This window comes from Kitasatospora sp. NPDC093806 (assembly GCF_040683335.1).
In the GTDB taxonomy this organism is placed as follows: domain Bacteria; phylum Actinomycetota; class Actinomycetes; order Streptomycetales; family Streptomycetaceae; genus Kitasatospora.
The window spans coordinates 24,658-38,711 of record NZ_JBFBDO010000025.1; the positions used below are offsets into that span (position 1 = coordinate 24,658).

Here is a 14,054-nt window from a genome sequence, read left to right on the forward strand (position 1 = left end):
TTGAACTCCGCTTCCGCCCTGCGATGCCGAGGTTCCAATCCCCGGTGCGATGCCCGGCGGGCCCCTCTTCGACCACTGTCGTCAGTGTCGCAGTGGATCGAGCGGAAGGGCTTGCGGTGTTCGTCGCCTGGAGGGATCTGGGGTTCGCCAAGGGGCGGTTCGCCCTGATGGGGACCGTCATCGTGCTGATCACGGTGCTGGTCGGCCTGTTGTCGGGGCTGACGGCCGGGCTGGGCCGGCAGAACATCTCGGCGATCAGCGGCCTGCCCGCCGACCACCTGGCCTTCGGCCGGCCCGCCGACGGCCAGAAGCTGTCGTTCACCGACTCCCAGGTCACCCCCGAGCAGTGGCAGGGCTGGGAGCGGACCCCCGGGGTGAGCGCCGCGCAGCCGCTCGGCATCGCCACCACCAAGGCGACCGCCGGGGCGCGCACCGCCGCGCTCTCGGTGTTCGGCGTGCCGGACGGTTCGACGCTGGCCCCGCAGGGCGCCTCGCTCGCCCCGGGCGGGGCGGTGCTGTCGGAGAGCGCCGCGAAGGACCTCGGCGGACTGCGGCCGGGTGACGCGCTCACCCTGGCGGGCCGCTCGCTGCGGGTCACCGCCGTCGCCGGGGACGCCTCCTACAGCCACACCCCGGTGGTCTGGACCACCCTGACGGACTGGCAGCAGGTCGCCCCGGGCGGCGCCGGCCACGCCACCGTGGTCGCGCTCAGCACCACCGCCGGAGCCGACCTGGACGCGGCCGACGCCCGCCTCGGCACCGAGACCCGCGACCGGACGGATGCGCTCGCCGCGATCGGCTCCTACACCTCGGAGAACGGCTCGCTGCAGCTGATGCGCGGCTTCCTGTTCGCCATCTCGGCGCTGGTGATCGGCGCGTTCTTCACCGTCTGGACGATCCAGCGCAGCGGCGACATCGCCGTGCTGAAGGCGCTCGGCGCCTCCACCCGCTACCTGCTGCGCGACGCGCTCGGGCAGGCCGTCCTGCTGCTGGTGCTCGGCACCGCCGTCGGCACGGCGATCGCGGTCGGCCTCGGCGCGGTCATCGGCTCGGCCGTCCCGTTCGTCCTGGACGCCCCGACCGTCCTCCTCCCGGCCGCGGTGATGATCGCGCTGGGCGCGGTCGGCGCGGCCCTGTCCATCCGCCGGATCACCTCCGTCGACCCGCTGACCGCCCTGGGGAGCGCCCGATGACCCTGCACCTCGACCGGATCACCCTCACCTACCCGGACGGCGACGGCCGGCTCACCGCCCTGGACGAGGTCTCGCTGACCGTCCCGAAGGGCACGGTCACGGCGGTGGTCGGCCCGTCCGGCTCCGGCAAGTCCAGCCTGCTGGCGGTGGCCGCGACGCTGATCGCCCCGGACTCGGGCCGGGTGGTGGTGGACGGCGTGGAGACCACCGGCCTGAACCGCGCCGAGCTGGCCGAACTGCGCCGGCACCGGATCGGCATCGTCTTCCAGCAGGCCAACCTGCTGCCGTCGCTGACCGCCGCGGAACAGCTCCAGGTGATGGCCCACCTGGACGGCCGCTCCCCGCGCGGCGCCCTGCCCCGCGCCCTGGAACTGCTGGCCGCCGTCGGCCTGCGCGACCAGGCCGGCCGCCGCCCGCACCAGCTGTCCGGCGGTCAGCGCCAGCGCGTCAACATCGCCCGCGCGCTGATGAACGACCCCACCGTGCTCCTCGTCGACGAGCCCACCAGCGCCCTGGACCACGAACGCGGCGCCGCCGTCCTCGACCTGCTGACCACCCTCACCCACCAGCGCGCCACCGCCACCATCCTGGTCACCCACGACCGCACCCACCTCACCGCCGTCGACCAGATCGCCGAAGTCCACGACGGCCACCTCACCGTCCCGGCGGTCACGGCCTGATCACCACCAGATCATTCACGGGGATCGTCACCGACACCCCGATCGACTCCGGCAACGTGAACGACTCCCCCGGGTGGTGGACTGCGCGCACTCGGTATTCGGTGCCCTGAGGTTCGGTGAGCACCATGACCCGCTGATTGGTCCGGTCGACGATGACGTAGACGGGCACACCGCCGGAGGCGTAGGCGGCGGGCTTCCTGGTGAGTTCGTCCCCCAGGGCGGACGAGGTCACCTCCAGTACCAGCCGGAAGACCGCCGGGTCGTAGCAGTTGAACTCGATCATGTGGTCGTCGATCTCCGGATCGACGACGGACAGGTCCGGAATGGCGTAATCGAAGGGCCCGGTAGGCAGCCAGATCGCCAGCCGCTGGATCGCCCGGGGCCGGTCGTCGCACCGCATTCCCGCTCGAAAAAAGGCAGCCATCACGTCGCTCAGGATCCTGGCGTGGCACATGTCCTGTAGCGGTTCGACCGAGACCAGCCCGCCGAGAACCTCTACCCGGTGGCCGGGGAAGCGGTCGAAGAGCACATCGGCCATCTCAAGCGGCAAAGGGGCCATACCCGCACCCTGCCGCAGGTGGTCCCATCGCGGGACGCTCTTCGACCGACTTCCCCCGAACGGGTGACCGCTACCGGGCGCGGAGGCGGAGGGCCGGGCGGGCTTCCTCTTCGGCCTCCGCCTCGGCCTGGCCCTCGGCCCAGAGGGAGCGGACGTGGCCGAGGTGGCGGGACATGCAGGCCTCGGCGGCGGGGGCGTCGCCGGCGATCATCAGGTCGAGCAGCTCCAGGTGCTCCTCCGCCGAGGAGACCAGCTCGCCGCGCTGGTCGAGGCGGGTGAGGCCGTAGAGGCGGGAGCGCTTGCGCAGGTCGCCGACGACCTCGACCAGGCGGGTGTTGCCGGCCAGGCCGAGCAGGTCGAGGTGGAACTGGCGGTCCGCTTCGAGGTAGCCGATCAGGTCGTGCTTGCGGGCGGCGGCGACGATCGCCTCGGCCTGCGGGCGCAGCGCCTCCAGCTGCTCGGCGACGCCGGCCCGGGTGACCCGGCCGACGGTCGGGACCTCGATCAGGGCGCGGATCTCGGTGAAGTCGTCGAGGTCGCGCTCGGTGAGCTCGGTGACCCGGAAGCCCTTGTTGCGGACGGCCTCGACCAGGCCCTCGCGGGCGAGGTCGAGCATGGCCTCGCGGACGGGGGTGGCGGAGACGCCGAAGTCGGCGGCGAGGGCGGGCGCGGAGTAGACGACGCCGGGGCGCAGTTCACCGGAGATGAGGGCGGCCCGGAGGGCGTGGGCGACCTGGTCGCGCAGCCGCTCCTGGACGGAGATCAGGGTGCGGGGTTTGAGGTCGGCCATGGTGTTCCTCCGGTGAGTGCAGAACACCAGCGTACAATGTCACGTTACGTTGAGTGTGCAACATTCCGTGATTCGGATGATCCATCAGCGACCGGAGCGTGCTCCCGGAGCCCATGGTGGCAGGGCCGCCGGCCGGTGACAACGGCCGGCGGCCCGCTTTCACGTCACTCCCCCATCACTCCCCCTTGAACAGCTTCACCAGGCTGCTGACGCTGGACCCGCCGTGCCCGGCCTCGACGCCCCGCCGGAAGGTGCCGGCCAGCTGCCGCAGCGCCCCGGCGTCCACCCCCGAGGCCTCCACGGTGTGCAGCACGTGCTCGACGCTGGCGAGGCCCATGGTGAGCCGGTCGACGTCGCCCGCGTGGTTCCCGGCGGTGATCCGGGGCGCATAGAAGGCCAGGAAACCGGGGATCGAGGCGGCGGTCGAGGAGGCGTACGGCAGGAACGCGTCCGCCGGGATGCCGTTGGCCTCGGCGACGGCGGTGGCGTGCAGATAGCCGACCATCGAGGTCCAGAAGAGGTCCATCTGGATCTGGTAGTACAGCTGGGCGAGCCCCGGGTCGTCGCCCCGGTAGTCGGCGCCGGTGAGCACCTCCAGGGCGGCCCGGTGGGTCCGGAACGCCTCGACCGGCCCGCTGTAGAAGGTGGACGACTCCGGCCGGCCGATGCCCGAGGGCGGCACCTGAACGCCCCCGGTCAGGTGGACGGCGCCGAGCCCGGCCAGCCGGCGGGCGGCCTCCCGGGCCCGGTCGGGGGTGTCGGAGCTGAGGTTGACGACGACCTTGCCGGCCAGCTCGGCTCCGGCGGCGTCGAGCACCGCGTACACCGCGTCGTAGTCGGTGAGGCTGAGCACGACCAGGTCGTTGGCGGCGACCGCCGCGGCCGCGTCCGGCGCGAGGACGGCGCCGCGGGCGACCAGGTCGTCCGCCCGGCCGGCGGTGCGGTTCCACAGCGTGACCCGGTAGCCGGCGTCCAGGTAGGCGCCGGCCATGGCCTGCCCCATCGGGCCGAGGCCGATCAGCGTGACGGACTTCTTGGGCTGCTCGACGGACATGGGTTCCCCTCCGTGAAGAATGTCTAGAACGAACGCTCTATCCAGGAGGAGAAGCTAGCACAGCACTGGAACGAACGCTCTATCCATTTCTCGGCTAGACTCCCCCCGTGAAGACGACCACCACCGGCACCCGCGAGCGGATCGTCCGGGCCACCTCCCGGCTGCTCCAGCGCCAGGGCTACGAGGGCACCGGCATCAAGCAGATCTCCCGCGAGGCGGAGGCCACCCTCGGCTCCGTCTACCACTTCTTCCCGGGCGGCAAGCAGGAGCTGGCCGCCGCGGCGATCCGGCACGGTGACCAGGAGTTCGCCGACCTGCTGCGCGAGGGGCTGGCCAGCGCGGACGGGCCGGCCGAGGCGGTCGTCGCCTGCACCCGGCTGCTCGCCGAGGCGCTGCGCGCGTCCGACTGGCAGGACGGCTGCCCGATCACCACCACCGCGCTGGAGACGGTCGGCCGGGCGCCGGTGATCGAGGAGGCCGTCGCCGAGGCGTTCGCCAACTGGCGGGCCATCGTCGAGGAGAAGCTGCACGGCTCCGGGATCGGTCTGACCGACGCCCGCGAACTGGCCGCCACCGTCATCAACACCCTGGAGGGCGCGGAGCTGCAGGCCCAGGTCACCCGCAGCGAGGAGCCGCTCCACCTGACCGGCCGCCACCTGGCCCGGCTGATCGCCACCTACCGGCCGCCGCGCCAGGACGCCTGACGCGCGAGGCCGGACACGCGAGGCCGGAAACGCGAGGCCGGAAACGCCAAAGCGGCCGACGTGGCCGGGGATCCCATCCCACCACGTCGACCGCAGCTCCGGTCGCTCACTTCAACGACCAACCCCCGTCCGAGGAAACGGACTTGGGACCGGTCCGGCAGATCGTGCCGGACCGGCCCCAGGGAGTGCCGGGTGCCGACGCCGCGCCGTGGCGCCGGCACCCGGCGTCGGGCCCCACAGCAAGGCCCGACGACAAGGGGTCGGAGAAAACCGACCGGAGGGCTCAGACCGGCTCGCGCCGGTGCACCTCGGCCGCGATCGCGAGGTCCTGCCAGGCCATCCCGACGCTCTTGAAGAACCTCGGCCGGTCGGTCGGCACCGGCGCCTCGCCACGCACCAGCTCGGCCAGGTTCCAGAGCGGGTCGGCCCCGGTGACGCCCGCCATCAGCAGGTCACCGGCCTCCCGCAGGGCGGCCGAGCGCGCCTCCACGTACAGCGCGGACCGGCCGACCAGCACCTCGTCCACCTCCCGCGCGTCCACCTCGTGCGAGCCGACCGCCGCGACCGCCGCGTGGTCCGGCACCAGCGCGCCGTCGAACAGCGGCGTGCGCGCGGTGGTGCAGCAGACCACCAGGTCGGCCCCGGCCACGTCGGCCGGGGTGCCGACCTCGGCGGCCGGGCCGCGCGTCCGGGCGTACCGGACGAGCGCCTCGGCCGGCCCCGCGCTGCGGGCGACCACGGTCACCCGGGTCAGCGGACGGATGTCCAGCAGCGCGTCCAGGTGGCCGTACGCCTGCGGGCCCGAGCCGAACAGCACCAGGTGCGCGGCCGTCGGCACGGCCAGCCGGTCCAGCGCCACGGCGGTGACGGCGGGCGTGCGCAGCGCGGTCAGCGCGGCGCCGTCGAGCAGGGCGACCGGCTGCAGGGTCGGACCGTCGAGCAGCAGGTAGCTGCCGGTGATCCGGGGCAGTCCGGCGGCCGGGTTGGCGGGCGCCACTCCGGCGATCTTCACCCCGACGTACCCGGCGCCGGCGGCCGGCATCATCAGCAGCTCCCCGGCCGGCACCGGCACCGCCGAACGGGCCGGTGCGGCCTCCGGGTCCAGGCCCTCGCGCAGCACCTGCTCGATGGCCCGGGCCGCCTCGGCGGGCGTCAGCCCGACCTCGCCGGCCGCCAGCACACCGGCGGCCGGGTCGGCCTGGATGCCCGGCGCGGCGGACTGGAGCGGCTCAGCCGCCACGCCGGGCGGTACCGGAGCCGGCCGGACCCCGCCGGCCGCGCCGGGAGCGGCGGTCGCCGCAGGAGCCCCGGTCACAGCAGGAACCCCGTGCCGAGCTCGTCCCGCGGGTCGAGCAGGAAGCGGTGCTCGCCGGTGCGGTGGGCGGTCCCGGTCACCTCGGTGACCACGCCGTCGCCCCACGGGTCGCCGCCGGCCAGGACGCGACCGCCGAAGACCGTCCCGACGATCGACTCGTGCCGCAGCTCCTGCCCGGGGGCGAGCCGCCCCTCGGCGGCCAGCACCGCCAGCCGGGCCGAGGTGCCGGAGCCGCAGGGCGAGCGGTCGATCTGGCCGTCGGCGAAGACGGTGACGTTCCGCTGGTTCACCCCGCCGTCCTCGGCGGGCAGTTCGTCGTACAGGACGACGCCGTAGACGCCGGACAGCCGCGGGTCCACCGGGTGCCGGACGGCCGGGGAGTCGGCCAGCGCGGCCCGGATCTCCCGCCCGATCGCGGTGAGCTCGGGCAGCTGCCCGAGGGTCACCGAGAGCCCGACCGAGGCGGCCGGCAGCGAGACGTAGCAGGCCCCGGAGTGCGCGACGGCCACCTCGACGGTGCCGCGCGAGGTCTCGACCGGGAGCTTCAGCTCGCTGACCCAGGAGGGCACGTTGCGGAAGGTCACGCCGGTGGTGCGGCCGCCGGCCCGGTGGACCAGCGCGGTGACCCGGCCGGACGGCACGTCGATCCGGACCCGGGCGACGCCGTACTCGGGCGCGGCGATCACCCCGGCGTCGACCGCCCAGGCGCCGAGCGCGATGGTGCCGTGGCCGCAGGCGGTCGAGTAGCCGTCCTTGTGCCAGAACAGCACGCCGAGGTCGGCCCCGTCGTCGTCCGGCGGCACCAGGAACGCGCCGTACATCCCGGCGTGGCCGCGTGGCTCGCGGCTGAGCAGCCGCCGCACGTGCTCCAGCGGGCCCGGCCGGGGCGCGGTGGCGGTGCCGCCCGCGCCGATCGCGATGGCCCGCCGCTCGGCGACGCTGTCGCCGGGGACGGCCGGCACGCCGCCGACCACGATCCGGAACGGCTCACCGGCCGTGTGGTAGTCGACCGTGTCGACCTGCAGCACGTCGCCCCGGCCGTCCGTGCCGCCGGTGCCGTCGGTGCCCTCGGCCGGCATCAGGCACCCCCGCCGGGCAGCAGGGTGACGGTGCGGCTCTGGGTGTAGAAGTCCAGCGCCGCCTGGCCCTGCTCGCGGCCGCCGTGGCTGGCGCCCTTCGCACCGCCGAACGGCAGGTGGTAGTCGACGCCGCTGGAGGGCGCGTTGACCCGGATCATGCCCGCGTCCAGCCGGTCGGCGGCGGCGAGCGCCGCGTCCAGGTTCCGGGTGTGCACGGAGGCGGCCAGCGTGTACGGGGTGTCGTTGGCGAGCGCGATGGCCTCGTCCAGGTCGGCCGCCGCGTGCAGCACGGCGATCGGGCCGAAGAACTCCTCGCGGTGCAGCGGGTGGTCCACCGGCACGCCGGTGACCAGGGTCGGGTCGAGGTACCAGCCGTCCCGGTCCGGCACGCCGCCGCCGGTCAGCACCTCGGCGCCGGCCTCCTGGGCGGAGGCGACGGCGGTGGTGATCTCGTCCCGGCTGGCCGCGTTGATGACCGGCCCGCACGCCGTGTCGTCGACCTGGGCGAGCGCCTTGACCAGCGCCGCGCGCAGCGGCTCGTACGCCGCGCCGACCGCGATGACCCGGCTGGTGGCGGTGCACTTCTGCCCGGCGTACCCGGCGATGGCGGCCGCCAGGTGGGTGGCGGCCAGCTCGAAGTCGGCGTCCGGCAGGACGAGCGCCGAGTTCAGCCCGCCGAGTTCGGCCTGGACCGGGATACCGCGCTCGGTGGCGGTCCGGACGACCTGCCGGCCGACCCCGGTGGAGCCGGTGAAGGAGACCACGTCGGCCGCGCCGACCAGGGTGCCGCCCTCGGCGCCGCCGCCCGGCAGCACGGTGAAGACGTCGGCGGGCAGCCCGGCCTCGGCGACCAGCTCACCCAGCCGCACGGCCAGGCCGATCGCCTCCGAGGAGGGCTTGAGCACCACGGCGTTGCCGACGGCCAGCGCGGGCGCGGCCTTCCAGCTGGGGATCGCCAGCGGGAAGTTCCACGGGGTGATCAGCCCGGCGACGCCGTACGGGCGGCGGCGGGTGAGCAGCAGGCCGGGGCCGACCGCGGTCTCGTGCACGGCGCCGGACGCCGCGAACGGCGCCTGGGCGTTGTAGCGCCAGATCGCGACGGCGCGGGCGACCTCGCCGCGCGCCTCGGCGATCGGCTTGCCGACCTCGCGCACCATCAGCTGGGCGAGCTCCTCGGCGTTCGCCTCGAGCTTCTCGGCGACCTTGGTGAGCGCGGCCGAGCGACCGGCGGCGCCGGCGGCGAGCCAGCCGGCCTGCGCGGCCCGGGCGCGGGCTACGGCGGTCTGGACGGCTTCGGCCCCGGGGGCGGGCGCCTCGGCGACGAGGTCCGCGGGGTCGGCGGGGTTGTACGAACGGATCGTCACTGCAGGCAGCCCTTCAGGGGATTCGACGGGGGTGTCCAGGCTTCGGAACTTCGTGACCGCTCGGCGCGGATCAGCGTCTCAGAGCAGGAAGCCGGCCGGGAACGGGTCACTGGGGTCGAGGAAGTACTGGGCGGTGCCGGTGACCCAGGCCCGCCCGGTGACGGTGGGGACGACCGCCGGCCGGCCGGCCACCTCGGTCTCCTCGACCAGGCGCCCGATGAAGGTGGTCCCGATGAAGGAGTCGTTGCGGAAGTCGTCGCCGAGCGCCAGTTCGCCGCGCGCGTGCAGCTGCGCCATCCGGGCCGAGGTGCCGGTGCCGCAGGGCGAGCGGTCGAACCAGCCGGGGTGGATGGCCATCGCGTGCCGGGAGTGCTCGGCGGTGGAGCCGGGGGCGAGCAGCTGGACGTGGTGGCAGCTGTGGATGGACGGGTTCTCCGGGTGCACCGGCTTGTCCGGGCCGGAGTTGATGGCGTCCATCAGGGCCAGGCCGGCGTCCAGGATCTCCTGCTTGCGCTCGCGCTCGAACGGCAGCCCGAACTCGGCGAGCGGCAGGATGGCGTAGAAGTTGCCGCCGTAGGCGAGGTCGTAGCTCACCGTGCCGTAGCCGGGCACCTCGATCTTGCGGTCCAGCGCCACCGAGTAGGACGGCACGTTGCGGATGGTGACCGAGGTGGCGGCGCCGTTCTCGACCGCGACGTCGGCGATCACCAGGCCCGCCGGGGTGTCCAGCCGCACCGTGGTGACCGGCTCGACGACCGGCACCATACCGGTCTCGACCAGCACGGTGGCGACCCCGATGGTGCCGTGCCCGCACATCGGCAGCAGGCCGGAGACCTCGATGTAGAGCACGCCGAAGTCGGCGTCGGGCCGGGTCGGCGGCTGCAGGATGGCGCCGCTCATCGCGGCGTGGCCGCGCGGCTCGTACATCAGCAGGGTGCGGAAGTCGTCCAGGTGCTGCTGGAAGTGGACGCGGCGCTCGGCCATGGTGGCGCCGGGGATGACGCCGAATCCGCCGGTGATGACCCGGGTGGGCATGCCCTCGGTGTGCGAGTCGACGGCGTGGAAGACGTGACGGCTACGCATCTGGTGACGCTCCGTGGGGTGGGAGGGTGGGTGGTGACCCGGAGGCCGGCTGCCCCCGCAGCCGGCCGTCCCGGATACCGGAACTACGGAGTGCGGATCAGGCGAGGCCCTCGGCCAGCGCCTTCTCGGTGGCCGCGCGGACGGCCGCCTCGATCTCCGGGGTGAGCGGCAGGCGCGGCGCGCGGGTCGGACCGCCGGGGCGGCCGGCGATGTCCATGGAGAGCTTGATCGCCTGGACGAACTCGGTCTTGGAGTCCCAGCGCAGCAGCGAGTGCAGCGCCTTGTACAGCGGCAGCGCGGTGGTGAGGTCCTGCGCGACGGCGGCCTTGTACAGCGCGACGCTCGCCTCCGGCAGCGCGTTCGGGTAGCCGGCGATCCAGCCGACCGCGCCGGCCAGGGCCAGCTCCAGCAGCACGTCGTCGGCGCCGATCAGCAGGTCCAGGCCCGGGGCCAGCTCGGCGATCTCGTAGGCCCGGCGGACGTCGCCGCTGAACTCCTTGACCGCGACGATCGAGCCCGCGGCGTGCAGCTCGGCGAGCAGCGACGGGACGAGGTCGACCTTGGTGTCGATCGGGTTGTTGTAGGCGACGATCGGCACGCCGGCCTTGGCGACCTCGGCGTAGTGGCCGCGGACGGCCTCGTGGTCGGCCCGGTAGGCGTTCGGCGGCAGCAGCAGGACGGAGCCGGCGCCGGCCTCGGCGGCCTGCTCGGCCCAGCGGCGGGACTCGGCGCTGCCGTAGGCGGCGACGCCGGGCATGACCCGGGAGCCGTCGCCGGCGGCCTCGACGGCGACCTCGACGACCTTGGCGCGCTCCTCGGCGGTCAGGGTCTGGTACTCGCCCAGCGAGCCGTTGGGGACGACGCCGTCGCAGCCCGACTCGATCAGCCAGCGGACGTGCTCGGCGTAGGCGTCGTAGTCGACGGAGAGGTCCGGGCGCAGCGGCAGCGTGGTGGCGACCATGATGCCGCGCCAGGGCTTGGTGGTGTCGTGCGAGGTCAGGGACACAGCGTACTCCTTGGTGAGGTGTGACATTTTATTAGAGTCCGCGCGGCGGAGACAAGAGTCCCCGCCGTACGGTTTCGGCCGGTTTCAGTCCCGGTGCCGCTCGGCCGCGAGTTGCCCGAGCGGTACCGGGCAGGAGAACGGACGGCTGTCCGCCCGCACCTCCCGCCGGCCCTCGCCGCCGCCGGCACCGGCATCGGAACCGGCGTCGGAACCGGAACCGGCACCGGCGAGGCAGGCCACCGCCGGACCGCACATCCGGCCCTGGCACCAGCCCATCCCGGCCCTGGTCAGCAGCTTGACGGTGCGCGCGTCGCCCGCGCCCAGCTCCTCCACCGCCTCGCGGATCCGGTCCACCGGGACCTCCTCGCAGCGGCAGACGTCGGTGTCCGGCCGCAGCCAGCCGGTCCAGCCCGGACCGGGCCGGTGCGCGGCGGCCATCAGCTCGGCGAAGGCCCGCAGCCGGGACCGGCGGCGCAGCAGCACGGTGCGCACCGATTGGCCGGCCACCGCGTGCGCGGCCAGTTCGCCCTCGGCGATCGCCAGGTCGGCGCCGCCGACCCCGCAGGTCTCGCCCGCCGCCCACAGCCCGGGGACGGTGGTCCGCAGCCGGGCGTCGACCTTGAGCGCGGCCGTCCCGTCGGGGGTGGTGCGGGTGGCCGCGCCCAGCTCGGTGGCGAGTTCGATCTGCGGGATCAGGCCGTGGCCGACGGCGAGCGCGTCGCACTCGATCCGCCGTTCGGTGCCGGGCACCGGCCGCCACTCGGCGTCCAGCCGGGCCACCGTGACGGCGGTGACCCGGTCGGTGCCGTGCGCCTCGACCACCGCGCTGCGCGGACGCAGCCGGACGCCGTGGCGCAGCAGTGCCGAGCCGTGCCCGGCGCCCTCGACCAGCTTGGCCGGGACGGCGGCCAGCACGCCGGGGCGCCGGGCGTACCCGAGGTACGCGGTCGCCTCGACCACCGCGGGCACCTCGGCGCCCGCGGTGACCAGGGAGGAGGCGGCCGCGAGCAGCAGCGGGCCGCTGCCGGCCACCACGATCCGCCGGCCGGGCAGCACCAGGCCGGACTTGAGCATGGCCTGCGCGCCGCCGGCGGTGACCACCCCGGGCAGCGTCCAGCCGGGGAACGGCAGCTGCCGCTCGTAGGCGCCGGTGGCGAGCAGGACGGCGGCGGCCCGGACGGTGGCCCGGTCCGCCGCGGCCGGACCGGTGGTGGCGTGCAGCCGCCAGTCGCGGTCCCCGGCGCGCTCCAGCGCCCAGATCTGGTGGCCGCTCAGCAGCTCGACCCGGCCGGCCGCCCGGTGGGCGTCGAGCCGCTCGGCGAGGCCGGTGTAGACGGACCAGCCGTGGTGCAGCCGGTCGGGCCGGGCGGCGCCGAGGCCGGGCGCGGGGTGGCGGTAGAACTGGCCGCCGGTGCTCCGGCCGGCGTCCACCAGCGCGCAGCGCAGGCCGAGGTCGGCGGCGGTGACGGCGGCGGCCAGTCCGGCCGGGCCGGCCCCGATCACGGCGAGGTCGTACGGCTCGCCCGTGGCGCTCCGGGGCTCAGACTTCGAGGTCGGCACGGCCGTGGCCCTCCTGGGTGGTGACGGTGGTACCGGGCTCGGCCGGCAGCAGGCAGGTGCGCTGGTTGGGCCGCCCGTCGACGGTGGCCAGGCAGTCGAAGCAGGCGCCGATCCCGCAGAACGCCCCGCGCGGCTTCCCGCCCACCCGGGTGGTGCGCCAGGCGAGCACGCCGTCGGCCCAGAGGGCGGCGGCGATGGTCTGCCCGGGCAGCGCGGGCACGGGCCGGCCGTCGAACTCGATGGTGTGCGCGGGTCCGGGTTCGGCCCGGACCAGCTCCGCGGGGGTGACGGGGGTGCGGGGACGGCGCATGGGTGGGGTTTCTCCGTTCAGCTCATGAGCCGATCGTGGGGTGGTCCGACGGTCATCCCGACCGGACCGGTCAGGGGTGTTCCCGCGGCGTCACGCCGGGTCGCCCTCGGCCGGGAAGCGGTCGGCCCGGAAGGGCGTGAGGTCCAGCTCCGGCTCCTTGCCGGTGAGCTGCTGGGCGATCAGCAGCCCGGTGCTCGGGGCCAGCCCGATGCCCGCGCCCTCGTGGCCGCAGGCGTGGTAGAGCCCGGGCACCCGGGAGTCGGCGCCGATCGCCGGCAGGTGGTCCGGCAGGTACGGCCGGAACCCCCGGTAGGCGCGCATCACGTCCACCCCGGCCAGCACCGGGAAGAGCCCCGCCGCCTGGGCAGCGAGCCGGTGCAGCACCTCGACCGAGATCGTCCGGTCGAAGCCGACCCGCTCGCGGCTGGCCCCGATCAGCACCGGGCCGCCGGGGGTGCCCTCGACCACGGCCGAGGTCTGCAGCGCGGCCGAACCGCTGGCCACGTCGGCGACGTAGTCGGCGGCGTACACCTTGTGCCGGACGATCCGCGGCAGCGGCTCGGTCACCAGTACGAAGCCGCGGCGCGGCAGCACCGGCAGCCGGACTCCGGCCAGCGCGGCCAGCTCGCCGCCCCAGGTGCCGGCGGCGTTGACCACCGCGGGCGCGTCCAGCCGCCGCCGCTCGGTCTCGACGCCACGCACGGCGCCGTCGGCCCCGAGCCGGACGGCGCGGACGGCCTCGCCGGTGTACAGCCGGGCCCCGGCGTTCCGGGCGGCGCGCAGCAGGTGGGCGGCGGCCAGCGCGGGCTGGACCTGGGCGTCCTGGCGGTAGAGGAAGCCGCCGGCCAGCCCGGGGGCGAGGTGCGGCTCCAGCTCGTTCAGGCGCTCGGCGGGGATCTCCTCGGAGCGCACGCCGGCCGCCTCCTGCCCGGCCGCGAAGGCGCGCAGCGCGGCCTGCCGGTCGGGGGTGCCGGCGACCACCAGGCCGCCCTTGGGCTCGTACTCGACGGCGGGGCCGAGCTCTGCGGCCAGCTCCTGCCAGAGCCGGGTGGCGTGCAGGGCGAGGTCGAGTTCGGGGCCGGGCTCCTTGTCGGAGACCAGCAGGTTGCCCTCGCCGGCGCCGGTGGTGCCGCCGGCGACCGGGCCGCGGTCGACGACGTCGACGGCGAGGCCGGCCCGGGCGGCGTAGTACGCGCAGGCGGCGCCGACGACACCGGCACCGACCACCACGACGTCGGGGAGTCTCTGGGAGTGGGACACGCCAGTAATATGTCACATGCCATCGAAAGTGCCAAGACCACCGCGCCCCGGCGAACGGAACAAGAACAAAGCCCCGGCCTGCTGCGATGCAGCAGGC

14 protein-coding genes are annotated in these 14,054 nt (G+C 74.9%); 3 read left to right on the forward strand and 11 right to left on the reverse strand.

The window, feature by feature from the left end; translation table 11 throughout:
* Positions 1 to 116: 116 nt before the first annotated feature.
* Positions 117 to 1,193 carry an ABC transporter permease gene (locus tag AB0N76_RS15350; protein ID WP_363557161.1) on the forward strand — a complete coding sequence of 359 codons (1,077 nt, stop codon included), beginning with the start codon at positions 117 to 119 and terminating at the stop codon, positions 1,191 to 1,193.
* Positions 1,190 to 1,873, forward strand: coding sequence for an ABC transporter ATP-binding protein (locus AB0N76_RS15355; RefSeq protein WP_363557163.1), 684 nt, complete (start codon positions 1,190 to 1,192; stop codon positions 1,871 to 1,873). The genes AB0N76_RS15350 and AB0N76_RS15355 overlap by 4 nt, the downstream gene beginning before the upstream one ends.
* On the opposite strand, the gene AB0N76_RS15360 is transcribed toward AB0N76_RS15355, so the two are convergent.
* The 3 genes from AB0N76_RS15360 to AB0N76_RS15370 all read right to left on the reverse strand — a co-directional run bounded on the left by AB0N76_RS15360 (position 1,863) and on the right by AB0N76_RS15370 (position 4,276).
* Positions 1,863 to 2,411, reverse strand: a complete 549-nt coding sequence (locus AB0N76_RS15360; RefSeq protein WP_363557165.1) for a Uma2 family endonuclease — start codon at positions 2,409 to 2,411, stop codon at positions 1,863 to 1,865. The two genes, AB0N76_RS15355 and AB0N76_RS15360, sit on opposite strands and share 11 nt — an antisense overlap.
* Before the next feature lie 91 nt (positions 2,412 to 2,502).
* The gene (locus AB0N76_RS15365; protein ID WP_363557167.1) at positions 2,503 to 3,222 is read right to left on the reverse strand and encodes a GntR family transcriptional regulator; all 720 of its coding nucleotides are present in this window, start codon (positions 3,220 to 3,222) and stop codon (positions 2,503 to 2,505) included.
* 175 nt (positions 3,223 to 3,397) lie between these two features.
* Complete coding sequence (locus AB0N76_RS15370) at positions 3,398 to 4,276, reverse strand: NAD(P)-binding domain-containing protein (RefSeq protein WP_363557169.1); 879 nt, start codon at positions 4,274 to 4,276, stop codon at positions 3,398 to 3,400.
* 107 nt (positions 4,277 to 4,383) lie between these two features.
* On the opposite strand from AB0N76_RS15370, the gene AB0N76_RS15375 reads away from it, so the two are divergent.
* A complete protein-coding gene (locus tag AB0N76_RS15375; protein WP_363557171.1) occupies positions 4,384 to 4,980 on the forward strand; it encodes a TetR/AcrR family transcriptional regulator in 597 nt (198 codons plus the stop codon).
* Positions 4,981 to 5,263: 283 nt separating this feature from the next.
* Here AB0N76_RS15375 and AB0N76_RS15380 read toward each other — a convergent pair whose 3' ends face one another.
* From AB0N76_RS15380 to AB0N76_RS15415, 8 genes are all read right to left on the reverse strand, one after another.
* Positions 5,264 to 6,220 (reverse strand): ornithine cyclodeaminase family protein, encoded by a 957-nt coding sequence (locus AB0N76_RS15380; RefSeq protein ID WP_363557173.1) that lies wholly within the window; start codon positions 6,218 to 6,220, stop codon positions 5,264 to 5,266.
* A gap of 71 nt (positions 6,221 to 6,291) precedes the next feature.
* Complete coding sequence (locus tag AB0N76_RS15385) at positions 6,292 to 7,374, reverse strand: proline racemase family protein (protein ID WP_363557175.1); 1,083 nt, start codon at positions 7,372 to 7,374, stop codon at positions 6,292 to 6,294.
* Positions 7,374 to 8,738, reverse strand: a complete 1,365-nt coding sequence (locus AB0N76_RS15390; protein ID WP_363557177.1) for an aldehyde dehydrogenase family protein — start codon at positions 8,736 to 8,738, stop codon at positions 7,374 to 7,376. The genes AB0N76_RS15385 and AB0N76_RS15390 overlap by 1 nt, the downstream gene beginning before the upstream one ends.
* Before the next feature lie 78 nt (positions 8,739 to 8,816).
* Positions 8,817 to 9,821, reverse strand: a complete 1,005-nt coding sequence (locus tag AB0N76_RS15395; protein ID WP_363557179.1) for a proline racemase family protein — start codon at positions 9,819 to 9,821, stop codon at positions 8,817 to 8,819.
* A 97-nt stretch (positions 9,822 to 9,918) separates the two neighbouring features.
* A complete protein-coding gene (locus tag AB0N76_RS15400) occupies positions 9,919 to 10,827 on the reverse strand; it encodes a dihydrodipicolinate synthase family protein (RefSeq protein ID WP_363557181.1) in 909 nt (302 codons plus the stop codon).
* A gap of 84 nt (positions 10,828 to 10,911) precedes the next feature.
* On the reverse strand, positions 10,912 to 12,387 hold the full coding sequence (locus AB0N76_RS15405; RefSeq protein ID WP_363557183.1) for an NAD(P)/FAD-dependent oxidoreductase: 1,476 nt from the start codon (positions 12,385 to 12,387) through the stop codon (positions 10,912 to 10,914).
* Positions 12,368 to 12,697 carry a (2Fe-2S)-binding protein gene (locus tag AB0N76_RS15410; protein WP_363557185.1) on the reverse strand — a complete coding sequence of 110 codons (330 nt, stop codon included), beginning with the start codon at positions 12,695 to 12,697 and terminating at the stop codon, positions 12,368 to 12,370. The genes AB0N76_RS15405 and AB0N76_RS15410 overlap by 20 nt, the downstream gene beginning before the upstream one ends.
* Before the next feature lie 90 nt (positions 12,698 to 12,787).
* Entirely contained in the window at positions 12,788 to 13,957 is a 1,170-nt protein-coding gene (locus tag AB0N76_RS15415; protein ID WP_363557187.1) for an FAD-binding oxidoreductase, read from the reverse strand.
* Between the last annotated feature and the right edge of the window lie 97 nt (positions 13,958 to 14,054).